General features: G+C 66.3%; 27 protein-coding genes and 1 other RNA gene. 18 read left to right on the forward strand and 10 right to left on the reverse strand.

Going from position 1 to position 26,087, the window contains the following annotated elements; all coding sequences use genetic code 11:
• Positions 1–116 precede the first annotated feature (116 nt).
• Positions 117–3,719, forward strand: coding sequence for an AsmA family protein (locus CYD53_RS02685; RefSeq protein WP_103716545.1), 3,603 nt, complete (start codon positions 117–119; stop codon positions 3,717–3,719).
• Between the two features lie 111 nt (positions 3,720–3,830).
• Here CYD53_RS02685 and CYD53_RS02690 read toward each other — a convergent pair whose 3' ends face one another.
• The 7 genes from CYD53_RS02690 to CYD53_RS02720 all read right to left on the reverse strand — a co-directional run bounded on the left by CYD53_RS02690 (position 3,831) and on the right by CYD53_RS02720 (position 7,593).
• Complete coding sequence (locus CYD53_RS02690) at positions 3,831–4,055, reverse strand: ribbon-helix-helix domain-containing protein (RefSeq protein ID WP_092166840.1); 225 nt, start codon at positions 4,053–4,055, stop codon at positions 3,831–3,833.
• Positions 4,052–4,243: a DUF4169 family protein gene (locus CYD53_RS02695; RefSeq protein ID WP_103716546.1), complete on the reverse strand. Its 192-nt coding sequence runs from the start codon at positions 4,241–4,243 to the stop codon at positions 4,052–4,054. The genes CYD53_RS02690 and CYD53_RS02695 overlap by 4 nt, the downstream gene beginning before the upstream one ends.
• 14 nt (positions 4,244–4,257) lie before the next feature.
• Positions 4,258–5,652 carry a class II fumarate hydratase gene (gene fumC / locus CYD53_RS02700; protein ID WP_103716547.1) on the reverse strand — a complete coding sequence of 465 codons (1,395 nt, stop codon included), beginning with the start codon at positions 5,650–5,652 and terminating at the stop codon, positions 4,258–4,260.
• Between the two features lie 43 nt (positions 5,653–5,695).
• Positions 5,696–6,334: an SspB family protein gene (locus tag CYD53_RS02705; RefSeq protein WP_103716548.1), complete on the reverse strand. Its 639-nt coding sequence runs from the start codon at positions 6,332–6,334 to the stop codon at positions 5,696–5,698.
• Between the two features lie 64 nt (positions 6,335–6,398).
• Positions 6,399–6,811, reverse strand: a transfer-messenger RNA (tmRNA) gene (gene ssrA / locus CYD53_RS02710).
• A 41-nt stretch (positions 6,812–6,852) separates the two neighbouring features.
• Positions 6,853–7,128, reverse strand: coding sequence for a hypothetical protein (locus CYD53_RS02715; RefSeq protein ID WP_146055795.1), 276 nt, complete (start codon positions 7,126–7,128; stop codon positions 6,853–6,855).
• Positions 7,129–7,281: 153 nt separating this feature from the next.
• On the reverse strand, positions 7,282–7,593 hold the full coding sequence (locus CYD53_RS02720) for a PepSY domain-containing protein (RefSeq protein WP_103716550.1): 312 nt from the start codon (positions 7,591–7,593) through the stop codon (positions 7,282–7,284).
• Positions 7,594–7,807: 214 nt separating this feature from the next.
• Between CYD53_RS02720 and CYD53_RS02725 the strand changes: the two genes are divergently transcribed.
• From CYD53_RS02725 to CYD53_RS02755, 7 genes are all read left to right on the forward strand, one after another.
• Positions 7,808–8,602, forward strand: a complete 795-nt coding sequence (locus CYD53_RS02725; protein ID WP_103716551.1) for a thymidylate synthase — start codon at positions 7,808–7,810, stop codon at positions 8,600–8,602.
• On the forward strand, positions 8,599–9,081 hold the full coding sequence (locus tag CYD53_RS02730) for a GNAT family N-acetyltransferase (RefSeq protein ID WP_103716552.1): 483 nt from the start codon (positions 8,599–8,601) through the stop codon (positions 9,079–9,081). The genes CYD53_RS02725 and CYD53_RS02730 overlap by 4 nt, the downstream gene beginning before the upstream one ends.
• A gap of 4 nt (positions 9,082–9,085) precedes the next feature.
• Entirely contained in the window at positions 9,086–9,616 is a 531-nt protein-coding gene (locus CYD53_RS02735; RefSeq protein ID WP_103716553.1) for a dihydrofolate reductase, read from the forward strand.
• Positions 9,617–9,751: 135 nt separating this feature from the next.
• Positions 9,752–10,927, forward strand: a complete 1,176-nt coding sequence (hflK, locus tag CYD53_RS02740) for an FtsH protease activity modulator HflK (RefSeq protein ID WP_103716554.1) — start codon at positions 9,752–9,754, stop codon at positions 10,925–10,927.
• Positions 10,924–11,841 carry a protease modulator HflC gene (gene hflC, locus CYD53_RS02745; RefSeq protein ID WP_103716555.1) on the forward strand — a complete coding sequence of 306 codons (918 nt, stop codon included), beginning with the start codon at positions 10,924–10,926 and terminating at the stop codon, positions 11,839–11,841. Before hflK ends, hflC begins: the two co-directional genes overlap by 4 nt.
• 20 nt (positions 11,842–11,861) lie before the next feature.
• Positions 11,862–12,053, forward strand: coding sequence for a DUF2065 domain-containing protein (locus tag CYD53_RS02750; RefSeq protein WP_103716556.1), 192 nt, complete (start codon positions 11,862–11,864; stop codon positions 12,051–12,053).
• 247 nt (positions 12,054–12,300) lie between these two features.
• On the forward strand, positions 12,301–13,821 hold the full coding sequence (locus CYD53_RS02755; protein WP_245928047.1) for a Do family serine endopeptidase: 1,521 nt from the start codon (positions 12,301–12,303) through the stop codon (positions 13,819–13,821).
• A gap of 103 nt (positions 13,822–13,924) precedes the next feature.
• Here CYD53_RS02755 and serB read toward each other — a convergent pair whose 3' ends face one another.
• Positions 13,925–14,812 (reverse strand): phosphoserine phosphatase SerB, encoded by an 888-nt coding sequence (serB, locus tag CYD53_RS02760; protein WP_103716557.1) that lies wholly within the window; start codon positions 14,810–14,812, stop codon positions 13,925–13,927.
• On the opposite strand from serB, the gene miaA reads away from it, so the two are divergent.
• Positions 14,783–15,751 carry a tRNA (adenosine(37)-N6)-dimethylallyltransferase MiaA gene (gene miaA, locus CYD53_RS02765; protein ID WP_103716558.1) on the forward strand — a complete coding sequence of 323 codons (969 nt, stop codon included), beginning with the start codon at positions 14,783–14,785 and terminating at the stop codon, positions 15,749–15,751. The genes serB and miaA overlap by 30 nt on opposite strands.
• 3 nt (positions 15,752–15,754) lie before the next feature.
• Here miaA and CYD53_RS02770 read toward each other — a convergent pair whose 3' ends face one another.
• Positions 15,755–17,227 carry a GGDEF domain-containing protein gene (locus CYD53_RS02770; RefSeq protein ID WP_103716559.1) on the reverse strand — a complete coding sequence of 491 codons (1,473 nt, stop codon included), beginning with the start codon at positions 17,225–17,227 and terminating at the stop codon, positions 15,755–15,757.
• Between the two features lie 358 nt (positions 17,228–17,585).
• On the opposite strand from CYD53_RS02770, the gene CYD53_RS02775 reads away from it, so the two are divergent.
• From CYD53_RS02775 to CYD53_RS02805, 7 genes are all read left to right on the forward strand, one after another.
• Positions 17,586–19,349, forward strand: a complete 1,764-nt coding sequence (locus CYD53_RS02775) for an acetolactate synthase 3 large subunit (protein ID WP_181011684.1) — start codon at positions 17,586–17,588, stop codon at positions 19,347–19,349.
• 79 nt (positions 19,350–19,428) lie between these two features.
• Positions 19,429–20,136, forward strand: coding sequence for an aspartate/glutamate racemase family protein (locus tag CYD53_RS02780; RefSeq protein WP_103716561.1), 708 nt, complete (start codon positions 19,429–19,431; stop codon positions 20,134–20,136).
• Positions 20,133–20,822, forward strand: coding sequence for a glutathione S-transferase family protein (locus tag CYD53_RS02785; protein WP_103716562.1), 690 nt, complete (start codon positions 20,133–20,135; stop codon positions 20,820–20,822). Before CYD53_RS02780 ends, CYD53_RS02785 begins: the two co-directional genes overlap by 4 nt.
• 36 nt (positions 20,823–20,858) lie before the next feature.
• Positions 20,859–21,401, forward strand: a complete 543-nt coding sequence (gene ilvN / locus CYD53_RS02790; RefSeq protein WP_103716563.1) for an acetolactate synthase small subunit — start codon at positions 20,859–20,861, stop codon at positions 21,399–21,401.
• 23 nt (positions 21,402–21,424) lie between these two features.
• Complete coding sequence (locus CYD53_RS02795; RefSeq protein ID WP_146055796.1) at positions 21,425–21,622, forward strand: hypothetical protein; 198 nt, start codon at positions 21,425–21,427, stop codon at positions 21,620–21,622.
• 97 nt (positions 21,623–21,719) lie between these two features.
• On the forward strand, positions 21,720–22,466 hold the full coding sequence (locus CYD53_RS02800) for a helix-turn-helix domain-containing protein (RefSeq protein WP_103716565.1): 747 nt from the start codon (positions 21,720–21,722) through the stop codon (positions 22,464–22,466).
• A gap of 107 nt (positions 22,467–22,573) precedes the next feature.
• Positions 22,574–23,299 carry a haloacid dehalogenase type II gene (locus CYD53_RS02805; RefSeq protein ID WP_103716566.1) on the forward strand — a complete coding sequence of 242 codons (726 nt, stop codon included), beginning with the start codon at positions 22,574–22,576 and terminating at the stop codon, positions 23,297–23,299.
• A gap of 138 nt (positions 23,300–23,437) precedes the next feature.
• Here CYD53_RS02805 and CYD53_RS02810 read toward each other — a convergent pair whose 3' ends face one another.
• Entirely contained in the window at positions 23,438–23,983 is a 546-nt protein-coding gene (locus tag CYD53_RS02810; RefSeq protein ID WP_425428256.1) for a DUF924 family protein, read from the reverse strand.
• 267 nt (positions 23,984–24,250) lie between these two features.
• Between CYD53_RS02810 and CYD53_RS02815 the strand changes: the two genes are divergently transcribed.
• Positions 24,251–24,913, forward strand: coding sequence for a TetR/AcrR family transcriptional regulator C-terminal domain-containing protein (locus CYD53_RS02815; protein WP_103716568.1), 663 nt, complete (start codon positions 24,251–24,253; stop codon positions 24,911–24,913).
• A gap of 16 nt (positions 24,914–24,929) precedes the next feature.
• The gene (ilvC, locus tag CYD53_RS02820; protein WP_103716569.1) at positions 24,930–25,949 is read left to right on the forward strand and encodes a ketol-acid reductoisomerase; all 1,020 of its coding nucleotides are present in this window, start codon (positions 24,930–24,932) and stop codon (positions 25,947–25,949) included.
• Positions 25,950–26,087: the final 138 nt, after the last annotated feature.

A 26,087-nucleotide genomic window follows, 5' to 3' on the forward strand; every position in this document is an offset into this window, starting at 1 on the left:
GTGGCCGTGCGCGGCTGCTTCCCGGGAACGAAATGTCGTGATCTTGCCGCGACGTAACGGCATGATCGCGAGGCCTGACATGCCTGGACCGGAAACGACGAGGACACAGCCCGCCGTTGCGTGAGACTCTGACAGTCCTGGCCGGCCTGCTCGTGCTGGCGCTGCTTGCCGCCTTGATCGGACCGGGCTTCGTCGACTGGCGAGGCTACCGGCCGCAGATCGAGGCGCGGCTGAGCTCTGTGCTCGGCGTCGAGACGCGCGTCGCCGGCGGCATCGGCTTGCGCTTGTTGCCGTCGCCCCGCCTGACCCTGGGCGATGTCCGGGTCGGCGGTGCCCCCGATGCTGCGAGCTCGGTCGCCGTCGAGCAGTTGACCGTCGAGCTGGCGCTGTCGGCCCTGGTGCGCGGCGATTTCCGCTTCGCCGACGCGCAGGCCGAGGGCGCGACGCTCTCCATCGTCGTCGACGAGGCGGGAGCCATCCGCCTCCCGGCAAGCGCGGGTGGCGGCCTGCCGGCGCATACCAGCCTCGACAAGCTCAGCATCCGGCGTTCGGCACTGATCTGGCGCGATGCCGGCAAGGCGCCGGTGACGTTGATGCCCGTCGCGGCCGAAGTCTCCGCCGTCAGCCTCGCCGGACCCTGGCGGATCGAGGGCGAAGTCGCGGGCTCGTCGCTGCGCATCACCACTGGCGCGATCGAGCCCGATGGCCGCCTGCGCGCCAAGGCCTCGATCACGGGCGACGCCATTCAGATCGGCTTCGACGGCAATTTCCTGCTCCCTGCGGTTCAGGACGGCGTCAGTGCAGGGCTGGAGGGAGCCTTCACGCTGGCGCCTGGTGGCGCGCTCAGCCTGGCCGGGCGCGTCAGCGGCGGCAGCAAGCAGCTCGACCTCGCCGGCCTGGTGCTCGACATTGGCGGCGGCGCGGCGCGGCTCGAAGGCGAGGGCCAGTTTTTTCCGGCGGGCGGAACAGGCTCGCTGGCGCTCAGGGCGCGCCGGCTCGATCTCGATGCGCTGACGAAGGCACTCTCCGAACGCGCCGGTTTCGAGCACGCGCTCCACGCGCTGCCTGGCCCGTTCGACATCAGCCTCGATCTCGACCAGTTGATCTGGCGCGGCGAGGATTTCTCGGCTTTCGGGCTGCGCGGGCGGCTCGATGAAGGCGGCCTGAGCGGCGCTGCCGCTTCCGTCCGGGTTGCAGGCGCCCTGGTGGGGGCGACCGGGGCTGCGGATGCCAAGGGCATTGCCGGCCGCCTCAACCTCAAGGCCGAGGATTCCCGCCGTGTCGCGCTCGTGCTCGCACGGGCCGGGCTCGATCCGGCCCTGGCCGACCTCGTTGCGGGGCTGGGCCAGATCGACGCCGAGGCGGTGGGCGCCTGGGATGGCGGGCGGGTCGCGTTCGAGCGGCTCTTGGTGACGGGCTCGTCGGGCCTCAGGCTGGAGGGCTCCGGCGATATCGTGGCCGAGCGCCTGGCGGCGAAGCTCGCGCTCAATGGTCTCGACCTCAACATGCTGCCTCCGGCCGAGAGTTTGGCGGGGCTTGTCGGCGGGCGCGATCTCGCGCTCGATCTCGCCTTGAGCAATGCCCGCTTCCGCAATGCGCCTGCAGGCTCGGCCAGTCTCGATCTGCGCCGCGACGGCGCGGTCTGGCGGCTCAGCCGGCTTGCGATCGAAGGCTTCGGCGGCGTCGCGGTCACGGGCTCGGGCGCGTTGCTGGCCGAAGGCGGCGAGATCTCGGGCCGCATCCGTGCCCCTCGCTTCGAGACATTGGCCGCACTCGCCGGCCCGCTGCTGCCGGACGTGGCCCGGCAGGCGCTGGCGCGCGCCGGCGACGGGCTCTCCCGGCTGGATGCGAGCTTTCGCCTGACGCGCTCGGCCGGGGGGGAGACCGGGATCGCAGCCGAGGGTATGGCACAGGCCGGCGCGCTTGCCCTCGATGGCCGGATCGATCCATCCGGCGCATGGCGTAAAGCCGGCTTGCGCTTCGACATGAGCGACCGGCGCCAGGTCTTCGCGGCGCTGGGTCTGCCCGCGCCGCAGCTCGGTGGTCCCGGACGTTTCACCCTGGAGCAGCAGCCCGGCCGCCTGATGGGTTCGCTCGCGGGGCCCGGCCTTTCGCTGGTGCTGGAAGGCGAGGGTGGCAATGCCGCGCGGTTGAGCCTGCAGGCGGACCGTCCCGGCCAGATCCTGCCCGAAGGTCCCGCGCGATTGATGCCGGATGGGTTGTTCGATGCGAGCGGTCGCGTCGGCTTCACCGCTGACGGCGTCGCGCTCGACGATCTCGTCGCCAATCTCGGCGGCGTCAATGCCAAGGGGGCTCTCGTCCTGGCGCGCGATGGCGGGTTGTCGGGCCGGCTGTCGCTGCCGGGCCTGGATCTGCGCGCCCTGCTCGGCGGCGCGCTGGGTGCAAGCCCGGCGCCGCCGGGCTCGACCTGGTCGACCGTCCGTTTTGGGCCTGTCGTCGGGCTCGGCGATCTCAAGCTTGCGATCGAGGCCACCTCGCTCGTTGCGAGCGACGCCGTCATGTTGCGCGACGCCCGCTTCACACTCCAGGCCGACCGCGACGGGGCGAGCATCGAGGATTTGAGCGGGGCCTATGGCGGCGGCACCCTGTCGGGCCGCGTCGCGTTGCGCCGCGAGGGCGGGCTGGCGCAGCTTTCGGGCCGTATCGGGCTGACGCAGCTCGATCTCGCCGCGCTGACGCATGGTGCGCTCGGCGGCAAGCTGTCCGGTCAGGTCGAGGCCGGCGGCTCCGGCGAAAGCCCGGCGCGGTTGATCGCCGGGCTCGGCGGCACCGGCTCCGTGACGCTGATCGGCGCCAGCCTGTCGCGCTTCGACCCGGCAGCCTATGCGCGCGTCATTGCCGCAACGGGCGAGGACGCCTCCGAGAGCGAGACGGCGCGATTGCAGGGCCGTCTGGGCGAGGCGCTCGACAGTGGCGCCTGGGCGCTCGGGGATGTGACCTTGCCCTTCACGCTGGCCGGCGGGCTCGCGCGGCTGCAGCCATTCAGCTTCGAGCGCAGCGGCCTGCGCGCGGAGGCGACTGGCCTCATCGACCTGCGCGCCCTGAGCGCCGATCTGCGCTTGGGCCTGCGGCCGCTTGGAGGCTTGCCGAAGGGCTGGCCGAGCGACGCGCCGCAGATCGGCGTCGCCTGGCGCGGGCCGCTCTCGGCGTTGCAGCGCGAGACCGATGTCGGGGCGCTGTCCAATGCGGTCGCAGCCCGTGCCCTGGCGCGCGAGATCGAGCGCGTCGAAGCCTTCGAGGCCGATGCGCGTGAGCGCGCGGCGAATTCGCGGCGGCTTCGAGCGGAGCGCGAGATGCGCGAGAACGAGCGCAAGCTCAACGAGTTCATCAAGGCTGAGGAGGAGCGCAAGCTCGCCGAGGAGAAGCGGGCGGAGGAGGCAAAGCGCTTGGAGGAGCTGCGTCGCCTGGCCGAAGAGAAGAAGGCCGAGGACAGCAAACGAGCCGAACAGGCCCGGCAGGAGCAGGAGGCGCGCGGCCGGTCCGAGGCCGAGGAGCGCGCCCGAGCGGCCGCGGCCCGCGGAGCCTCGCAACCGCAACAGCCCGGCCCGCTCGTGCTGCCCGGTGCGCCGCGCGCCAGTTTCCCGGAACCCGATCTTCAGCCGGCAAGGCCGGGCGGCTCGGTGCCGCCGCCCCTGCCGCCTCCGATGGCGATCGAATCCGTGCCGCGTCCGCTTTCGCGCAGCGTCCAGCCAAACTGATTCAAGTTCTTTGCAGCAAGTTCTTGGCAGAGTGATTCAAGTCGCTGGCGCTTTGATTCAATAGGGCGCCGCAAGCCGCTGGGATTGCACCGCTTTTGTTTGTCGCGGCGCTTACGCGCCGGCGGCGAGCCGGCGGTAATGTGCGAGCACATGCAGCCGCAGTGCCGAAGAGAGGTTGTTGCCCTCGCGCCGGGAATCAATCTCGACGATCAGGGCTGCCATCGTGCGCCCCTCGGCTGCCGCGATCTCCTTCAGGGCGGTCCAGAACGGATCCTCGAGCGAGACGCTCGTACGGTGGCCGGCAATGGAGAGCGAGTGCTTGCGCTCGCGGCTCATCGCTTCGGGGCGTCGCCGTCGAGCCGGTGGCCGTCGAGTTCCCGGGTGGCCTTGTCGCGCTCGGCATCGCTCAGGCTGCGTTCGGCCTTGCTGCGGCCGAAGGTGATGCGGTTCTGCTGCGCCTGGTCCTCGGCGTCCTGCCGGGCGCGCTGCTTGCGCGCGCGACGGAGATTGATGATCTCGGCCATGGCGCGCTCCGTGCTCAGGCCGGCCCGAGCATCAGCTCGGGTTTGACCGTTGCGTCGAATAATTCACCCGACACGCCGGCGCGCAAGGCTTCCTCGCGCAGGGTCGTGCCATTGTGATGGGCCGCCTTGGCGATGCCGGCGGCCTGATCGTAGCCGATGGCGGGCGCCAGCGCTGTGACCAGCATCAGCGAGCGTGAGAGCAACTCCGTCAGGCGGTGCTCATTGGCGACGATGCCTTCGACGCAATGGGCCTGGAAGCTCGCAGCCGCATCCGCCAGCAGCCGGACCGACTGCAGGAAGGCGCTGGCGATCACCGGCTTGAACACGTTCAGCTCGAAATGGCCCTGGCTCGCGGCGAAGCCGATCGTCGCCTGATTGCCATGGACTTGCGTCGCCACCATGGTCAGCGCCTCGGCCTGGGTCGGGTTGACCTTGCCGGGCATGATCGAGGAGCCGGGCTCGTTCTCCGGCAGGCTGATCTCGCCAAGCCCCGAGCGTGGGCCGGAGCCCATCAGGCGGATGTCGTTGCCGATCTTGAACAGGTCCGACGCCAGCGCCGCGAGCGCGCCATGTGCTGCGGCCAGCGCGCCATGGCTCGCCAGGGCCTCGAACTTGTTGTCGGCGGTGCGGAAGGGCAGGCCGGTCAAGGCGGTGACTTCCTTGGCGAAGAGCACGGCGAAATCGTGATGGGTGTTGAGGCCGGTGCCGACAGCCGTACCGCCCTGCGCCAGCGCGTAGAGGCCACCGAGCGAGGCCTCGATGCGGCCGATGCCGAGATGTATCTGCGCGGCGTAGCCAGAGAATTCCTGGCCGAGCGTGACCGGCGTCGCATCCTGGAGATGGGTGCGGCCGATCTTGATCAGATCCTTGAAGGCCTCGGCCTTGGCCTGCAGCGCCTTTTCGAGGTTGCGCAGCGCCGGCAGCAGCAGTCGGGAGAGTTCGAGCACGGCAGCGATATGCATCGCGGTCGGGAAGCAGTCGTTGGAGGATTGGCCGCGATTGACGTGGTCATTGGGGTGGACCGGGCTCTTGGCGCCGAGACCAACGCCGAGCAACTCGTTGGCGCGGTTCGCCAGCACCTCGTTGACGTTCATATTGGTCTGCGTGCCCGAGCCCGTCTGCCATACGACCAGCGGGAAATGCCCGTCGAACTTGCCACCGAGCGCCTCGTCGGCCGCCTGGCCGATCGCACCCGCGACACGCTGCTCGACCAGGCCGAGGCGCGCATTGACATGGGCGGCGGCCTTCTTGACCAGCACAAGTGCGTGGATGAGCGGCAGGGGCATGCGTTCACGCTCGCCGCCGATGCGGAAATTCTCAAGCGAGCGCTGCGTCTGAGCGCCCCAGTAACGATCGGCAGGCACGGCGATCGGCCCGAAGGAATCGGTTTCGGTGCGTGTCTCGGACATGGGTCGCCGTCAGGTTTTCGGGTGGGTCAGATCTTCTTGTACGTCAGGTCTTCTTGCGGAAGGAATCGAGGCTGACGACCTGTGCGCTGCCGGCCTCTTCACTCTCATCCGCCTCGGCCTTCTTGGCGCTCGCCTTGCCGGAGGTCTTGGCGGGTTCGGCATCCCGCTCCGCGGGCTTGAGCTTGAGGGCGGGGACGCCGGCGGGCGTCACCTTGGCGGGCAGGGCGATGGGGGCGGGCGGGGAGACGCTCGGCTCGGAGCCGGCACCGCGCGGTGCCTTGCCTGCGCCTGGCGCATCGTCCTCGACAGCTGCACCTTCGACGGCGTCCTGCGCCTCGAATTTCAGGCCAAACTGCACGGAAGGGTCGAAGAATGTCGTGATCGCGTCGAAAGGAACCAGCAGGCGCTCAGGCACGCCGGAGAAGGACAGCCCGACCTCGAAGGCGTGCTCACTGACGTTCAGGTCCCAGAACTGGTGTTGGAGGACAATCGTCATCTCCTCCGGGTGCTTGTCGCGCAGGCGCTGCGACAACCGCACGCCAGGCGCGGTGGAACGGAAGGTGACGTAGAAATGATGGTCGCCGGGCAGGCCATCGCGGCCGGCCTCGGTCAGAATCTTGCGCACGACGCCCTTGAGTGCCTCCTGCACCATGAGATCGTAGCGAAGAATATCCTTTGCCATCGTGTCGAGAATCCGTTTCCGCTTCGCGCTTCCGGCGGGAACAGCCGGCAGGCCTGCATAAAGAAGTGGAGGCTTCTGTTGCCAGGCGCCTCCGAGCCCCGCCTTACGTCGCTAAACGGAAGGACTTAGGTTTGGGAACCAGCACCGCTTACGCGGCGACAGCAACCCGAGCATTGTTGTCGTTGGCAACTATGCGTTAGCCCTATAACGGCGGAACCATACCGGGCAAAAGAACGGCCTTTACACTCTCGTCGATCCTATTTCGCCCCCGCCGCAACCCTGCCACCTGAGTGACCTGGCGAGCCCGCGGTCCAAGATCCCGCAGGCCGCCCCAAAGCTTGCGCCGCAGGGCTGTGGTGGAGGCGCCGGGTACCGCCCCCGGGTCCGAAAAGCTTATTACGACGTCCGTTTATCGCCATAGCCGGTCTTGCGATCGGCACAGCGAATATAGGGGCTGCGGAGGCGCGGGGAAAGAGAGGAACGCGAACCATGCCGGCTTAATTTCCCAAGGCTTCGCTTCAGTCGAGAATCCGGCCGTCATAAGCGCTGATATCGAGCATGGTTTCGTTCCCGTCACGGTCGCGCCCGGCGATCTCCCAGCGACTGCCGCAACGCGCGATCTCTTCGACATGAACGATGCCGAAACGCCAGGCGACCTGGCGCGCGCCATGCTCGGAGAGCAGCGCCGGCTCGCCGGGAGGGGGCTGATTCGACGTCATCGACAAAGCTGGCCCCGGCATCGTCATAACCGCGCTCAGCAGCGCCAATCCGGTCATCCGGCCGCGAAAATTCATCATATGCCTCCAATGCCGGTCTCCGGCGACGCCCCATCGATCGAGGCGAATAGATCCCTGGAATTGTGGCCGGCCTGAAGGCAGCTGGGGTGCTCACGGTTCACGTCGTTTCCCGATCTCGTGAGCGGGAACGTCGCGCGGAGGCCTTTACACTCAATGCGGTGCGGCGGCGGAGAGCGGGTCGTTGCGCTCGACTTTGACGACCTTGCCGTCGCTGGCGCGCAGGTCGATCTCGATGTCGGCGCCGAGATTGTCGCTGCCATTGAGCTGCCAGAGGCAGTCCTCAAGCTCGACCTCCTCGATCCGCACCATGCCGTTGTCGATGGCGATGCGACGGGCTTCAGTCATCGAGATGCCGGGCTCTCCGGGTTGATTCGGGGCAGCCGGCTGGGCGGCAGCGATGCCCGCCTGCAACATAAACGTACCTGCGAGCGCCCAGGCTGACGCAGCGCGATAAAGCGGCATTGCCTTGTCCCTAACTTTCTAATGCTGTTTTCAGGAGTGAAACACGGCTTCATGGCTTTGTTCCGGCATAGCGATGGCGAAGCCGGTTCGGGAGGGTGCCGGATGGGGCAAGCCGGGCAGAAGGCCATGCCGAGAAAGCTTGGGACAGTCGCTGATGACGGTGCGGCGCGCCTGACGCAAAGCGGCTAAACTGTCTGGCCTCACGAGATTCGCCATGCGCCAATATCACGACCTGCTCAATCGCGTCCTGACCGAAGGCGTCCGCAAGGACGACCGCACCGGCACCGGCACCTTTGCGGTGTTCGGCCATCAGATGCGCTTCGACCTCGCGGAGGGCTTTCCGCTCGTCACGACCAAGAAGCTGCATCTGAAGTCGATCATCCACGAATTGATCTGGTTCCTGCGCGGCGACACCAATGTGCGCTACCTGCAGGAGAACGGCGTCACGATCTGGGATGAATGGGCTGACGAGAATGGAGATCTCGGCCCCGTCTATGGAAGGCAATGGCGCTCATGGCCCGCGCCCGACGGCACGACGATCGACCAGATCGCCTGGCTGGTCAGCGAGATCCGGCGCAACCCGGATTCGCGCCGATTGATCATCTCAGCCTGGAATCCGGTCGACATCCCGAAGATGGCGCTGGCGCCCTGCCACTGCCTGTTCCAGTTCTTCGTCCTGAACGGCAAGCTCTCCTGCCAGCTCTACCAGCGCTCGGCCGATGTCCTGCTTGGCGTGCCCTTCAACATCGCGAGCTACGCGCTGCTGACGCATATGGTGGCGCAGGTGACCGGGCTGGCGGTGGGCGATTTCGTCCATTCCTTCGGCGACACCCATCTTTATATGAACCATGTCGATCAGGCCCGGCTGCAATTGACGCGAGAGCTGCGCGCCCTGCCGAAGCTGACGCTCAACCCGGATGTGAAGCGGCTGGAGGATTTCACCTTCGCGGACGTGCTCATCGAAGGCTACGATCCGCACCCGGCGATCAAGGCGCCGATCGCGGTATGAGCTTGACCATCCGTCCCGCCCGTCCAGACGAGGCCGGCCTCGTCCTCGGTTTCATCAGGGAACTGGCCGAATACGAGAAGCTGCTGCATGAGGTCGCGGCGACGGAAGCCGACATCGCCTTGGCGCTGTTTGGCCCGAACCCGCGCACATTCTGCGACATAGCGGAGTGGGAGGGCGAGCCGGTCGGCTTCGCGGTCTGGTTCTACACCTATTCCACCTTCTCGGGTCGGCATGGCATCTGGCTGGAGGATCTCTATGTGCGGCCCGGTCAGCGCGGGCGCGGCATCGGCAAGGGGCTGATCGCGCATCTCGCCAGGCGCTGCGTCGAGGAGGGGTTGCCGCGCCTGGCCTGGTGGGTGCTGAACTGGAACGAGCCGTCGCGGGTGTTCTATCGCTCGATCGGGGCCACCGCGCAGGGCGAATGGACGGTGAAGCGGCTCGAAGGCGAGGCTTTGGCGCGGTTGGGGCAGGGGGGCTGAGACGATGCCAGCGCTTCCCCTCGTGATTGTCGCAGCCATCGCCGACAACAATGTCATCGGCGACGACAACAAGCTGATCTGGCGACTGAAGACCGACATGCGGCGGTTCCGCCGCCTGACGACGGGTTGCCCGATCATCATGGGGCGCAAGACCTATCTCTCGATCGGCAAGCCGCTGCCGGGACGCGAGACGATCGTGCTGACGCGCGATGCCCATTTCAGCACTGAGGGCGTGCATGTCGCGCATTCACTTGACGGAGCGCTCGAGCTCGCCCAGAGCCTGGGCCGCGCGATGGGCGCGCATTCAGTCATCATCGGCGGCGGCACGGAGATCTATGGTCAGGCCCTGCCTTTCGCGGACCGGCTCGAACTGACCTTCGTGCATGCGGCGCCGCAGGGCGATGCGGTTTTCCCGGAGTGGAATCGCGCTGCCTTCGAAGTCGTCGCGCGCGAAGACCATCCCCACGGTCCCGATGATGAGCACGCCTTCACCTTCGCGACCTTTCGCCGCCGCGATGAGCCGGCTTTCCGTTGACGATGAATGACTTGCGCCGTTGACGAATCCATGGCCCATGCCCAAGTCAGCGCCACGGCCCCGCAAGGGCGCTGACAAATGGCCGGCATTCGCCTATTGCACGGCCTGACACGAGCGTAAGGGAACGGCGCAAGTATGCCTTGGAGCAACCAGAGCGGCGGTAGTGGGAGCGGTGGCGGCGGGGGCGGACCCTGGGGCAATCGCGGTGGAAGCGGCGGTGGCGGCCCCTGGGGCGGCGGCTCGAATGGCGGCGGCAGCGGCGGCGGTTCGCCGCCCGATCTGGAAGAGATCCTGCGGCGCAGCCAGGACCGGCTCAAGAATTTGCTGCCGGGCGGCAATGTCGGCGGGCGCGGCCTCGTTCTCGGCCTGCTCGTCCTGGTGCTGGTCTGGCTTGCGAGCGGCGTCTATTTCGTGCGTCCCAACGAGGTCGGCCTCAACACCGTCTTCGGCAAATATATCGGCAAGACCGGCGAAGGCGCCAACTGGAACTGGCCCTATCCGATCGGCGGCGTGATCAAGCCTCAGGTGACCAATGTCGTCACCACCGAGGTCGGCTTCCGCACGGTCGAATCGGTGCGCACCTCGCGCCAGACCGACGTGATCGAAGAGAGCCTGATGCTGACCGGCGACGAGAACATCGTCGATGTCGACGTCATCGTGCAGTGGCAGATCGACCCCGTCGCGCCCGAGAACTACGTCTTCAATATCCAGGATCCGCCGGGCACGGTGAAGGCCGTCGCCGAGAGCGCGATGCGCGAAGTCGTCGGCCGCCGCAACATCCAGCCGGTGCTCACCACCGATCGTGGCGCGATCGAGACCGAGGTGCGCCATTTGATGCAGCAGACGCTGGACAGCTACAAGGCGGGCGTTCAGATCCGCCTCGTGCAGATGCAGAAGGTCGATCCGCCGCAGCAGGTCATCGATTCGTTCCGCGACGTCCAGGCGGCACGCGCCGACCAGGAGCGCCTGCGCAACGAAGCGCAGACCTATGCCAATCGCGTCGTGCCGGAAGCGCGCGGCCGTTCGGCGCAGCTGATCCAGTCGGCCGAAGCCTATAAGGACCAGACGGTGGCGGAAGCGCTGGGTCAGGCGAGCCGTTTCAATGCGGTCTATGCGCAGTACAAGAATGCGCCGGCCGTGACTCGCGAGCGCCTCTTCATCGAGACGATGGAGCGCGTGCTCGGCGGCACCGACAAGGTGATCATCGACCAGAAGAATGGCAGCCAGGGCGTTGTGCCCTATCTGCCCCTCAACGAACTCCAGCAGCGGCGCACGGCGCCGGGCGCTCAGCAGGGAGGAGCGGTCCGATGAACGGTTCGATCCTGCGCGTTGGTGCGCTCATCCTCGTCGGCCTCGCCGCGGTCCTGCTCTATGCCGGCACCTTCGTCGTGCAGCAGACGCAATCGGCCATCGTGCTGCAGTTCGGGCGGGTGCGCACCATCGCGACCGCACCCGGGCTTTATTTCAAGCTGCCGGCGCCGTTCGAGACGGTGACCTTCCTCGACAACCGCATCCTCGACCTGGACTTGCCGTCGCAGGAAATCATCGCCTCCGACCAGAAGCGGCTCGTCGTCGATGCCTTCACACGCTACCGGATCTCCGATCCGCTGAAGTTCTATCAGGCGGTCAACAGCATCCCGCGCGCCAACTCGCAGCTGGCCTCGATCGTCAACGGCAATGTCCGCAGCGTGCTGGCTGAGGCGAGTTTCACCGCCATGGTCCGTACCGACCGTTCGCGGTTGATGAGCCGTATTCGTGACGATGTGAACCGCGAGGCGGAGCGCTTTGGCATGACCGTCGTCGATGTCCGCCTGCGCCGCGTCGATCTGCCGGCGGCCAACTCGCAAGCCGTGTTCCAGCGCATGCAGACGGAACGTCAGCGCGAGGCGGCCGAAGCCCGCGCACTCGGCGCCCAGCAGGCGCAGGAGATCAGGGCGCGTGCCGACAGGGATTCGACCGTGATCGTCGCCGAGGCGCAGCGCCGTTCGGACGAGGTTCGCGGCGAGGGCGAAGGCGAGCGCAACCGCGTCTTCGCCGAAGCCTTCGGCAAGGATCCGGAGTTCTTCGCGTTCTATCGTTCGATGCAGGCCTATGAGGCCAGCATCAAGCCGGGCGATACGCGCATGGTGCTCTCGCCCGATACCCCGTTCTTCCGCTTCTTCAATGGGCCGCAAGCTCAGCGGGATGCGACGACGACCGTGCCGGCCGCGCCGGCGCGGCCCTGATTCGAACCCGGGCGCCGCGTATGTGGGATTTCATCGCGGCGCTCGGCCTGGTTTTCGCCATCGAGGGCATTCTGTTCGCGGCTGTGCCGAACCTCGCCAAGGATGCCTTGCGCAGCGCAGCCGAGACACCGGTCGACCGCATGCGGTTGATCGGAATCGGCTCCGCCGTGCTCGGCGTGATCCTGGTCTGGCTGGCGCGCGGCGGCGTTTAGGCCGCGCCTGTGCGGCGGACGGACCGCGGTTCAACGCTGCGTTTATGCCCTTGCGTCAGCTGGCCTCCCGCTGGCTCAGGCGCGGCGGCGCTCTCCGCAAGCCTGGCCGCAGCGGCACTGGGCGTCCGATGACGCGATCGTGCACCGCGATTCACGCTGCATCGTGCTTCCGCCGTATTTTCAGGTTCATTACTTGGGCCTATTCTGGCAGGCTGATTGCCTGCCCATTCTTCTCATGAGGACCCTGATGGCATTCAAACAGTCTCCTCTTCGGCTCGCCCGGATCGCGTTGGTCTGCAGCACGGCTCTGCTGCCGCTGGGCGCCGCTTTGGTTCCCGCGCAGGCGAATTCGCCCGTGCTGGCGGGCCAGGTTTCGCTGGCCGATCTCGTCGACAAGGTCATGCCCGCGGTGGTCAACATCTCGGCGGTGACGACGGGAGACGCCAAGGGCCGCACCCTGCCGCAACTGCCGCAGCTCGGCCCCGACACGCCCTTCGGCGACCTGTTCGAGGAATTCTTCAACCGGCGCGGCCAGGGCCGCGACGGCCAGAACCAGCAGGGCGAGCGCCAGGCGCCACAGCCGCGCCGTTCGCAATCGGCAGGCTCGGGCTTCGTGATCGACGCGTCGGGCATCGTCGTGACGAACAACCACGTCATCGGCGACGCCAACGAGATCACGGTGATCTTTCCCGACGGGCTGCGTCTCAAGGCCGAGGTCATCGGCAAGGACGCCAAGGTCGATCTTGCAGTGCTGCGGGTGAAGCACGACAAGCCGCTGCCGGCGGTCAAGTTCGGTGATTCCGACGCGATGCGCATCGGCGATCCGGTGATGGCGATCGGCAATCCGTTCGCGCTGGGCGGCTCGGTGTCGTCGGGCATCATCTCGGCGCGCAACCGCGACATCAGCCAGGGACCCTACGACACCTATATCCAGACCGACGCTGCCATCAACAAGGGCAATTCCGGCGGGCCCCTGTTCAACATGGCGGGCGAGGTCATCGGCATCAACACGGCGATCCTTTCGCCGACGGGTGGTTCGGTCGGCATCGGCTTCGCCGTGCCGTCCTCGCTTGCGGCCAATGTCGTCGAGCAATTGCGCGAATTCGGCGAGACGCGCCGCGGCTGGCTCGGCGTGCGCATCCAGAGCGTCGATGACGCCACTGCGGAGGCGCTCGGCCTTGGCACGGCGCGCGGCGCGCTCATCGCCGGCATCGACGACAAGGGGCCGGCCAAGCCCGCGGGCCTCGAGGTCGGAGACGTGGTCGTCAAGTTCGACGGCAAGGACGTCAAGGACTCGCGCGATCTGCCGCGCATCGTCGCCGCCACCCCGGTCGGCAAGGATGTGCCGGTCAGCATCGTGCGCAAGGGCAAGGAATTGGTGAAGACCGTCAAGCTCGGTCGCCTCGAGGATGGCGAGAAGGTCCAGCCCGCCTCGGCACGCTCGCAGACCGAACCGGCCAAGCCCGCCGTGACCAGCGCGCTCGGCCTCGAATTCTCGCCGCAGACCGAGGAGCTGAAGAAGCGCTACGCGATCAAGGAAGGCACGAAGGGCGTCATCATCACCAAGGTCGACCCGAATTCGAACGCCGCCGACAAGCGCATCTCGGTCGGCGAATTGATCGTCGAGGTCGGCCAGGAGCCGGTGAACTCGCCTGAGGACGTGACCAAGCGTCTCGAGGCCTTGAAGAAAGACGGCAAGAAGTCCGCCCTGCTCCTGGTCTCGAACGCACAGGGCGAGGTCCGCTTCGTCGCGGTGTCGATGAACTGATCAACTGATCTGCGAAGCAGATCATGCTCGGGCTTGACCCGAGCATCTCTCGCAGGAGATTCTCGGGTCCAGCCTTCGCCCGGCCCGAGAATGACGCGTCCAGCTAGGCCCGCACGATCTCTGCGCCTGTATAGCCCTGGGCATAGAGCAGCGCCGTCAGATCGGCGTGGTCGAGCCTCGCATGGGCGGCGGCGGCGACTGCGGGCTTGGCGCGGAAGGCTGCGCCCAGGCCCGCCTCGCCCAGCATGGCGAGGTCATTGGCGCCGTCTCCGACGGCGAGTGTCTGTGCCGGTGAGAGGTCAAGACGCCCGCGCAGTTCCAGCAGCGCATCGAGCTTGGCCTGCTTGCCGAGGATCGGGTCGGCGACCTCGCCGGTCAGCACGCCCTCATGCGCGAGCAGGACATTGGAACGGTGCTCGTCGAAGCCGATCGTCGCGCTGATCGGCCCGGTGAAGACGGTGAAGCCGCCCGAGACCAGCGCGGTGTAGCCGCCATGGGCGCGCATGGTGCGCACGAGGGCCGATCCGCCCGGCGTCAGGGTGATGCGGTCAGTGATGATCTCGCCGACGACCGAAAGCGGCACGCCCTTCAGCAAGGCGACGCGCTCGCGCAGGGCCGGCTCGAAGGCGATCTCGCCGCGCATGGCACGCTCGGTGATGCCGGAGACCTTCTCCTTGAGGCCGACATAGGCGGCGAGCTCGTCGATGCACTCCTGCCCGATCATGGTCGAATCCATATCGGCGAGGAACAGCGCCTTGCGCCGCGTCGCTTCCGGCTGGACGACGATATCGATGGCGCCTCCAGCGAGCGCGAGGCGGATCTCGGCTTCGAGCTTGCGCGCGTCGTCCGCTTCCGCGAAGACGTCGGCGGCGATCTCGCCGTCGAGGCGCACGCTGCGCGCAAGGCCTGGAATGGTCGCGAAGAGATGGCTCAGCAAGCTGTCATCGACCAGCGCCTGGCCATGGGCGGAAACGAGCGTGGCGACGAGCATGTGGAAGGACCGGGCAGGGTGACGATCAGGGCGGTGCTCATCGCAGGTCCGACGGCCAGCGGCAAGTCCGCGCTGGCGATGGCGATCGCGCGACGCTGTGGCGGCACCGTGGTCAATGCCGACTCCATGCAGGTCTATGCCGATCTCCGGATCATCACGGCGCGCCCGACGCAAGCCGAGGAGGCGTCCGTGCCGCATCGGCTCTATGGCCATGTCGACGGCGCGGAGAACTATTCGGCGATGCGTTACGCCGCCGAGACCGGCGCGCTGCTGGCCGAGCTCCAGCAGGCCGGCTCGCTACCGGTGCTGGTCGGCGGAACCGGGCTCTATTTCAAGGCGCTGACCGAAGGGTTTTCGGCGATTCCGCCTGTGCCGGAGGCCGTGCGGATGGCGTTCCGCGCCCGCGTCGATGAGCTGGAGACGGTTGCCTTGTATGATGAGCTCCGGGCGCGCGATCCAGCCATGGCGGAGCGGTTGCGGCCGAGCGACCGGATGCGGACCATGCGGGCGCTGGAGGTGCTGGAGGCGACGGGGCGTTCGCTGGCGAGTTTCCAGGGCGACCGCCGGCCGGGTCCGCTCGACGGCCTGCCGCTGCTGCGCCTCTTCGTGGCGCCCGATCGTGAGGAGATCCGCGCGCGGATCGACCGGCGCTTCGAGGCGATGATGGCCGAAGGCGCGCTGGACGAGGTCGCGCGCCTGCGCGAGCGCCGGCTCGACCCGCTCTTGCCGGTGATGCGCGCCCATGGCGTGCCGGGGCTGATCGCCCATCTCGACGGCGATCTGCCGTTGGCGGAGGCGATCGCGCGTGGCCAGGCCGATACGCGCGCCTATGCCAAGCGGCAGGTGACCTGGTTCCGGCATCAGATGGCGGGATGGACGGCGGTCGCGCCGAACGCAGCGCTGGATGCTGCCCTGCAGACGATCGAGGCCGCGTCCTAAGGTTCAGGCCGCGGCTGCGGCCGCGGTGACGAGGGCGGGCTCGGCCAGCCTGATGCAGTCGCGGCCATCGTTCTTGGCGCGGTAAAGCGCGCGGTCGGCGCGCTCGATGAAGGTGGTGAAGTTTTCGCCCTTCTGCCGCGTGGCGATGCCGAAGCTCGCCGAAACCTGCAGGGCCAGCGTCTCCGACACCGGCAAGCGCCTGGTTTCGAGCGTGTGCTGCATGCGCTGCGCCATGCGCTGCGCCGTCGCTGCATTGGCACGAGGCAGGAAGACGGCGAATTCCTCGCCGCCGAAGCGGCCGACGAGGTCGCGGTCCGAGCGGACCGCGCCGAGCAACAGATCGGCGAAGGCGCGGATCACGGCATCGCCGGCGGCGTGGCCGTGGCTGTCATTGACGCTCTTGAAATGGTCTAGGTCGACGATGATCAGGGAGGTGTCGTCACCGCTCGCATCGCAGGCCGCGATGGCATCGTTGGCCTTCTCGATGAAGGAGCGCCGATTCAACAGCGCCGTCAGCGGGTCGGTCTCGGCCAGGCGCCTCAATTCCTGCTCGCGCTCCTCGCGCTGGCCGATCTCCTGCGACAGGGCCCGGCGGGTCGCGCGTTCGCGGCCGATCTCGAGCGCCAACGTCGCTGCCCGGCTCTGCAGGGTCTGGTTGGCGACCATCAATTCGGAAACGTCGGTCATCGTCATCACCAGCCCGTCGCCGAGCGGTGCGATGGCGATCTGCAGCCAGGTGACCTTGCCGTCATGGCTGAAGGAGGTCTCGATCATGTCGCTGCGGCGCAGTTCGATGGCGTAGAGGCAGCGTCGCCAGATCATGGCGTCGGCGAGGAAGGGCAGGCTCTCTCGCGCATCGGTATCGTGCAGGTTCTCGTCGCCCCGACCCGCGATCACCGCCGCGCGCTGATTGGCAGTGATGATCAGCGTGCGGGTGATGTCGCCCTGGTCGTCGCGCATGACCCGCAGCGCCACGATGCCGGAGGGCGACGTCTCCAGGACAGTGGTGAGAAGCTCCTCGTGGAACTGCAGGGGTCGGCTGAAGACGATGAGGAAGCGCTCGCCATTGCGTGCCGTGGTCGGCATCACCAGCCGCTCCCACAGGCAGACGCGAACCGTCTTGAGCGAGCGATGGACGGTATAGGCCGGCTTGCCGTCCCAGAGCGCCTGGTCGTAGCAGGCGGCGGTGAAGCGGGCGACCTGGGGCGTCATGCTGGAGATGCGCTCGCCGAGCCGGCTGCCGCCGGCATAGCGCGTGATCTCGCGGCCGTAATGGACATAGGTGTAGTCGCCGTCCTCTGTGCGGGCGAGCACCATCACATCCTCACCGAAGCGCGGCAGAACCTCGTCGCAGAACGCTTCATGCGGCGCGCCGCCTTCATCCTGGGCATGCCGCGCGAAGCGGTGCAGAAGCTCGGCGATCTCCTTCGCATGGGCCCGCGCCACGATGTTCTCGGTGTGGACTTCCTGATACATGGCGTTCCCGAATCCAAGTCGGCGGACGCTATCAACGCGTCCTTGAAAAAGTGTTCCCTTCGGTCAATTGATTTTCGCGGTTGGCGGCGAGGGTGGCGCAGTCCCGCTCGCGCGACCGCGGGGAGGCGGTTCGCGTTGCCGCTTGACCGGGCGCAGCGCCTCAGCTAGCGTCCGGCAATATCTGCAAAGGGTGGAAGCGCGATGCGCAAGCTTATTATCGTACGGGTGCGCTGGTAGGGGCCGGTTTCAACAAACCGCGCGTCCCCGACGCCAGCGCACGTCCAGGCCCCTCAGAGGGCCTTTTTTATTGCCCGCTTTCCCCCGACCGACCTCAACATAGCTGCCGCAGGAGATCGTTATGAGCGAGATGATGACCGGAGCCGAAATGGTCGTCCGCGCGCTTCAGGACCAGGGCGTCGAACATCTGTTCGGCTATCCCGGCGGTGCGGTGCTGCCGATCTATGACGCGCTGTTCCAGCAGGACAAGGTCAAGCATGTCCTCGTCCGCCACGAGCAGGGCGCGGTCCATGCGGCTGAGGGCTATGCACGTTCCTCTGCAGGCAAGGTCGGCTGCGTGCTCGTCACCTCCGGTCCCGGCGCGACCAACGCCGTCACCGGGCTGACCGACGCGCTGCTGGATTCGATCCCGATCGTCGTCATCACCGGCCAGGTTCCGACCCATCTGATCGGCTCCGACGCCTTTCAGGAATGCGACACGGTCGGGATCACGCGCTCCTGCACCAAGCACAACTACCTGGTGAAGAGCATCGCTGACCTGCCGCGCGTCCTGCACGAGGCCTTCTATGTCGCCGCTAATGGCCGCCCGGGTCCCGTCGTCATCGACATCCCCAAGGACATCCAGTTCGCGACGGGCGCCTATAGCCGCCCGCGCGACAACCAGCACAAGACCTACCGACCGACGGTCAAGGGCGATCTGAACCAGATCAAGGCCGCGGTCGAACTGATCGCCAAGGCGAAGCGCCCGGTGTTCTACACCGGCGGTGGCGTGATCAATTCGGGGCCGCACGCTTCGGCGCTGCTGCGCGAACTCGCGCGGCTGACCGGCTATCCCGTCACCTCGACATTGATGGGGCTTGGCGCCTATCCCGCCGCCGACCGGCAATGGCTCGGCATGCTGGGCATGCACGGCACCTATGAGGCCAACCTCGCGATGCATGACTGCGACGTCATGATCAATATCGGCGCACGCTTCGACGACCGTATCACCGGCCGGCTCGACGCCTTCTCGCCGCGCTCGAAGAAGATCCATGTCGATATCGACCGGTCTTCGATCAACAAGAACGTCAAGGTCGATATCGGCATCGTCGGCGATTGCGCCCATGTGCTGGAGGACATGGTCCGGATCTGGCGCGAGACCTCGCCCCAGATCGACAAGACCGCGCTGACCGCCTGGTGGACACAGATCGAGGGCTGGCGGGCGCGCAAAAGCCTCGCCTACAAGAACTCGTCCTCGATCATCAAACCGCAATACGCGCTCGAACGGCTGCATGCGCTGACCAAGGACCGCGACACCTACATCACGACCGAGGTCGGGCAGCACCAGATGTGGGCGGCGCAGTATCTCCAGTTCCAGGAGCCGAACCGCTGGATGACCTCGGGCGGCCTGGGTACGATGGGCTATGGCTTGCCGGCTGCGATCGGCGTGCAGATGAAGCATCCCAAGGCCCTCGTCATCGACGTCGCCGGCGAGGCTTCGATCCTGATGAACATCCAGGAGATGTCGACGGCAGTGCAGTATCGGCTGCCGGTCAAGATCTTCATCCTCAACAACGAGTATATGGGCATGGTGCGCCAGTGGCAGGAATTGCTGCATGGCGGGCGCTATTCGGAGAGCTATTCGCAATCTCTGCCCGATTTCGTGAAGCTCGCCGAAGCCTATGGCGGGCACGGCATCCGCTGCTCCGATCCCGCCTCGCTTGACGACGCGATCATGGAGATGATCGACACGCCCAAGCCCGTGATCTTCGACTGCCTCGTCGCCAAGGAAGAGAACTGCTTCCCGATGATCCCGTCCGGCAAGGCGCATAACGAGATGATCCTGCCCGATTTCGAAGGCGACACCGGCGAGATCATCGACGCCAAGGGCAAGCAGCTCGTTTGAGCGGGCAGTAGGCAGTAGGGGAATGGGGTGGCGTCCGACTGCCTATTGCCCACTGCCTATTGCCGTTGTGGAGCATCACATGACGACAATCGGCCTGATCGGCGGCATGAGCTGGGAATCGACGGCGGTGTATTACCGCTTGCTCAACGAGGGCGTGCGCGCGCGCCTGGGCGGGTTGCATTCCGCCGATATCATGCTGCATTCGCTGGATTTCGGGCCGATTGCCGAGATGCAGGCGAGGGGCGACTGGGAGGCGGCCGGCGACGTGCTGGCCGACAGCGCCAGGCGGCTCGAGCAGGCCGGCGCCGGCTGCATCGTCTTGTGCACCAATACCATGCACAAGCTGGCCGACTGGATCACCGGGGCGACGCGCGTGCCGTTCCTGCACCTGGCCGACGTCACCGCCAAGGCGATCAAGCGCAGCCCGTCGCGGCGGCCGCTGCTGTTGGCGACGCGCTTCACCATGGAGCAGGATTTCTACCGCGACCGCCTGCGCGCCTTCGGCGTCGATGCGATGGTGCCCGATGCCGCGCAGCGCAGCGATGTCCACCGCATCATCTATGAGGAGCTGTGCCGCGGCGTGATCGAGCCAGCCTCCAAGGCGCGCTATCTCGATATCGTCGCGGAGGCGGCAGGGCAGGGCGCCGACGGCGTCATTCTCGGCTGCACCGAGATCACGCTGCTGGTCTCCCAGGCCGATTTCGCCATTCCGGTGTTCGACACCACGGCGCTGCATGTCGAGGCGGCGCTCGACGCGTTGGCTGAGAGCGCGAGTGCCGCGGCATGAAGCTCCTCATCGGCAACAAGTGCTATTCGTCCTGGTCGCTGCGCGCCTGGCTGTTGATGCGCGCCAAGGGCATCGCCTTCGAGGAGGTGCTCATCCCGCTCGACCAGCCCGGCTTCAAGGAAGCGATCTTGGCTCACGCGCCCGGCAGCGGCGGGACCGTGCCGATGCTGATCGATGGCGAGGTCGCCGTCTGGGAAACGCTGGCGATTTTCGAATATCTGCACGAGAAGCATCCCACGCTCGGTATCTGGCCGCGCGATGCTGCGGCGCGCGCCCATGCCCGGGCGACTGTCAGCGAGATGCATGCCGGCTTCATGGCGCTTCGCAGTGCCTGCCCGATGAATCTCGGCAAGCGCTTCGCCAGCCGCGACCGGGGCGCGCAGGTCGCCAGGGATGTCGCCCGCATCAACGCGCTCTGGCGCGCTGCGCGCGAGCGTTTCGGCATGCCGGCTGGCGGCCCCTATCTCTATGGCGAGTTCTGTGCCGCGGACGCGATGTTCGCTCCGGTGGCGACCCGCCTCGACACCTACGGGATCGCGGTGGATTCACTATGCCAGGATTACTGCGACGTCGTGCTGGCGCATCCCGCTTATTGCGACTGGCTCAAGGCTGCTCTCGTAGAGCCCTGGATCCTCGATCAGGACGAAGTCGATGAGCCTGCCCTGATCGATCTCCGCCAATCCTAATCCCTGTTTCCTTCCGCGACGCTCACAGGTTGTCCGATGTCCAAATCCGCCACGCATTATCCCAACGCTCCCAAGACCGAGCCCACCGCCCGGCACACGCTTGCTGTGATCGTCGACAATGAGCCCGGTGTGCTCGCCCGCATCGCGGGCCTGTTCTCGGGCCGCGGCTACAACATCGAAAGCCTCACGGTCTCGGAGACCGAGCACGACAAGCACATCTCGCGGATCACGGTGGTGACGTCGGGCACGGCCCACATCATCGACCAGATCAAGGCGCATCTCGACCGGCTGGTGCCCGTCCATCGTGTCGTCGACCTGACCCTGCAGGGCGAGGCGCTGGAGCGCGAACTTGCCTTGGTCAAGGTCGTCGGCAAGGGCGAACACCGGGTCGAGGCGATGCGCCTGGCTGCAGCCTTCGGCGCACGCACGCTCGACGCCTCGCTGACCTCCTTCGTCTTCGAACTGACGGGATCGACCGACGAGATCGAGCGCTTCATCAAGCTGATGACGGCGGTCGGCCTGACCGAGGTTTCGCGCACCGGCATCGCGGCGATGAGCCGTGGCCCGGATGCGATGTAACGATGCCTCCCGAAACCTTGAACATGGTTGCCCTTGGCCTCGGCATCGTGGGCTTCTCCTGCTTCGCCTGGCCGATCATCCAGCGCATGAACGGCAAGGCGGAGCCTGAGGCTCCCGGCAGCGGCAAGAGCCTGCGCTCGCCGCTGTGGTGGGTCGGCTTCATCCTGACGATCGCGGCGATCTTCCTGCAGCGGATCGCGAGCCAGCAGATGGGCGGCTAGAGGTTGTCCGGGCATCCGGCGATGAGCACTCTGCTCTTGCTCGCTTGCGGCCGTTGGCGGCTAATGGACGGCATGATCCCGGGCGCATGAGGACGCGATGTCGGTCCATCTCGAAATCCGAAGCTATAGCTCCGGCGACCGCCATCGCCACGACTTCAGCCAGATCCTGCTGCCGATGCATGGCGCCATGAAGCTCGATATCGAGGGGCGCTCCGGCATCGTCTCGAGCAATTGCGTCGCGATCGTCCCGCAGGACTGTGAGCACGACTTCGTGCCGAGCTCGGATTGCAGCATGCTCGTCCTCGACGTGGAAACGGCGGCGCTCGCCGGCGAGGCGATACCGGCTTTGCTGTGCAATGCGAGTCCGTCGCTCACGCGGATCGAGCCCTGGCTGTGGCGGATGTTCCGCCAACTCGGGGCCGAGGTCGAAGCTGGCGCATGCCGGGCGCATGATGCCGCCCACCTGGCGCTGGCGGGGCTGCAGCTCATCGAGCCGAGCAGGCGGCCGCGGCCCTGGTCGCGGTCCGAGCACCGTGTCCTTGGCGTCGCGGCGGATGCGCAGACGGCGAGCGTGGCGGAGATGGCCCGGATGGCCGGCCTCGGCCAAAGCCAGTTCCATGCCCTGTTTCGTACGACGACGGGCCAGTCGCCGAAGCAATTGCAGCTCAGCCAGCTGTTCGAGAGGGCCGTCGACGCGTTGGTCGGCACGTCCACGCCGATATCGGAGATCGCCTACGGATTGGGCTATCAGAACGCCTCGTCCTTCAACCGGCAGTTCAAGCGGCGCTTCGGCCTCACGCCGTCGGAATTCCGTGCCGCTGGCCGCAACCGGGCAGGGAACTGAGTCGAGGATCGCATCTTCGGTCAACTCGTTCGGAGCTTCGCCTCATCACAGCCTTGCAGGGCCCCGCTAAATTCAAGCTTCATGATGCCGTGTGAGGAGGCCTTTCGATGAAGCTGACCGAGTTCAAGGTTCTGACATTCGATTGCTATGGGACGCTGATCGACTGGGAAACCGGGATCTGGAATGCGCTGCAGCCGCTGTTGAGCGCCGGGCAACTCGACCTGGGGCGCGAGGAGGCGCTCGCCCGTTTCGGGCGCTATGAGAGCGAGCAGGAACAGGCGACGCCGTCTCTGCGCTATTCGACGCTGCTCTCCGTGATTCATGCGCGCTTCGCCAAGGATCTCGGCGTGCGCATCCATGCCGATCTGAACGAACGCTTCGGTGCGTCCGTGCCGGACTGGCCGGCCTTTCCGGACTCCGCCGAAGCGCTCGCCTATCTCAAGCGGCACTACCGGCTCGTCATCCTGTCGAATGTCGACCGCCAAAGCTTTGCGGCCAGCAACAGGAAACTCGGCGTGAGCTTCGACGGCATCTACACCGCCGAGGATGTTGGCTCGTACAAGCCCGATCCGCGCAACTTCGCCTATCTGCTCGAACATCTCGCGGCCGATCTGGGCTTTGGCCCGAGCGCGGTGCTGCATACGGCGCAGAGCCTCTACCATGACCATGTGCCGGCCGGGGAGGCGGGGCTGGCTTGCGCCTGGATCGACCGGCGCTTCGGCAAGACCGGCAGCGGCGCGACCCCGCTGCCTGAACACCAGCCGAAGGTGAACTTCCACTTCAAGAGCCTCGCCGAGTTGGCTCAGGCCCATCGCGAGGCCGCCGCAGCCTGATCGCGTCCCAGATCATGTCGCATTTGCATGGAAACGTTCGAATGCGACGCGATCGAGTCCAAGAGGTGAGAGCATTGCGCATGCGAAAACCCGGAGCTCGCGATGCTCTAACTCGCCGCGACGGGTGTGATGTCAGCTTCAGCCGCTGAAGCCGCCTTCGCTGAGGAAGGCCTGTTCGTCCGTCGTCGTCTGCCTTTCCAGCACCGGATTGCGATGCGGAAAGCGGCCGAAATCACGGATGATGTCGCGATGGATCTCGGCGAATTTCACCCCCTCGGGATCGTCCGAGGCTGTGCAGAGCGCGACGCAGCGCTCCTGATGCACGAGATCCTCGGCATGCATGAACGGCATGTAGATGAAGCGGCTTTCGGGCGGCGCGAAGGCGCGGTCGAAGCCCCTGGCGACTGCGCGCTCGGCGATGCCGAGCGCCATGGCGTCGGTGGCGAAGGCGCGCGGGCTGCCGCGAAACAGGTTGCGCGGAAACTGGTCGAGCAGGATCAGCAATGCGTAGACGCCTTCGGGCGTCGTCTCCCAATCGGTCAGCTTGCCGGCCGCTGCAGCCTCATGCGTCGCCAGGAAGCGGCGGTGGATTTCGGCGTCGAAGGCCGCGTCCTTGGTGAACCATTTATCCGGACCGGCTTCGCGCCAGAAGGCGACAATCTCCGCTGCGGAGGGCAGTTTCACGGGCATCTCCTAGAGCATTTTCGAGCGAAGTGGGCACCGGTTCGCGTGAAGAAAATGCGATAAAACAAGGAGGTAGAGTATTTCCGCGATTCGGAGAAACGCGGAAATACTCTAAGATCAGGCGAAAGCGCTTCGCGGGACGGGTAGCCCGGGTCCCGCACGCGGCCAAGGAAAATCCGCGGGAGTGAACCAAGCCGCTTGCATCGCCGTGTCCGCTCCTGTAGACGGCAGAACCGTAACGTACGGTACGCAAGCGTAGCTCCTTTCATGGCCAGTCCCATCGACGCACAGCAGGAAGGCCCGACCGCGCGCCAGCAGGCCGTGCTCGACGCCGTGCTGGGGCTGATGGTGGAGAAGGGCGATCATCTGACCATGACGGCGGTTGCCCGCCGTGCGAGCTGTTCGAAGGAAACGCTCTACAAATGGTTCGGAGACCGCGACGGTTTGCTGACGGCGACCGTACAGTGGCAGGCATCAAAAGTCCGGGCGGGCAATTATGACAGGCAGACGCTCAATGCGCTTGGCCTGCGCGACAGCCTGACGCGCTTCGCCGCGAACTGGCTTAGCGTGATCTCGAGCTCGACTTCGGTCGCCCTGAACCGCATCGCCATCAGCCAGGCGGGCTCGCGGGCCGGCAATCTCGGTGCCATCGTGCTCGCCAATGGGCGCTTTGCGATCGGCGAGCGCCTGAAGCCGGTCCTCGATGCGGGGCGTGAGGCCGGCCTCCTGGCCTATGACGACACCGAGACGGCGTTTCGCAGTTTTCTGGGTCTCGTCGGCCGCGACGTACAGATCCGGCTGTTGCTGGGCGATGCGCTGACGCTCGGACAGGCCGAGATAGAGCGCGATGCGGAGCGCGCGACCGAACAGTTTCTCACCCTCTACGGCACGGCGAAAAACGATCCGGGCCTGGATAAGACCAACGCGTGACAAAAGGAGACACCCAATGCGCGTTTATTACGATCGTGATGCGGACATCAATCTGATCAAGGGCAAGAAGGTCTGCATCGTGGGCTACGGCTCGCAGGGCCATGCCCACGCGCTGAACCTGCGCGATTCCGGCGTCAAGGACGTCATTATCGCGCTCAAGGCCGGCTCGGCGACGCGCAGGAAGGCCGAAGAGGCCGGCTTCAAGGTGATGACCCCGTCCGAGGCCGCCAAGGTTTCCGACGTCATGATGATGCTGACCCCCGACGAATTGCAGGGCGACATCTATCGCGACGAACTGCACGGCAACATGAAGGAGGGCGCTGCCCTTCTGTTCGCGCATGGCCTCAACGTCCATTTCAACCTGATCGAGCCGCGCAAGGACCTCGACGTCCTGATGGTCGCCCCCAAGGGCCCCGGCCACACGGTGCGTTCGGAATATCAGCGTGGCGGCGGCGTGCCGACCCTGATCGCGATCCACCAGGACGCGACCGGCAACGCCCATGACCTCGGCCTCAGCTACGCCAGCGCCAATGGCGGCGGCCGCGCCGGCATCATCGAGACGACCTTCAAGGAAGAGTGCGAGACCGATCTCTTCGGCGAGCAGGTCGTGCTCTGCGGCGGCATCGTCGAATTGATCAAGGCCGGCTACGAGACGCTGACCGAGGCCGGCTATGCCCCTGAGATGGCCTATTTCGAGTGCCTGCACGAGGTGAAGCTGATCGTCGACCTGATCTATGAGGGCGGCATCGCGAACATGAACTACTCGATCTCGAACACGGCCGAGTATGGCGAGTACGTCACCGGCCCGCGCATCATCACGCCTGAGACAAAGGCCGAGATGAAGCGCGTGCTGACCGACATCCAGTCGGGCAAGTTCACCCGCGACTGGATGCTGGAAAACAAGGTCAACCAGACCTCGTTCAAGGCGACCCGCGCCCGCATGGCCGCTCACCCGATCGAGGAAGTCGGCGCGAAGCTGCGCGACATGATGCCCTGGATCAAGGCCAAAGCCCTGGTCGACAAGACCAAGAACTGATCCTCTTCTTCCGCGACGGCCCGGCTCACGCCGGGCCTTTGGGATCAAGGCCAAGGCTCTGGTCGACAAGACCGAGACCCGATCTGGCATCTGCCAGCTTGCTGACATGCTGATTCAAGGCCTTGCCGACTTGATTCC

Origin of the sequence: Allobosea psychrotolerans (assembly GCF_002917105.1) — a bacterium.
Classification (GTDB): Bacteria; Pseudomonadota; Alphaproteobacteria; order Rhizobiales; family Beijerinckiaceae; genus Allobosea; species Allobosea psychrotolerans.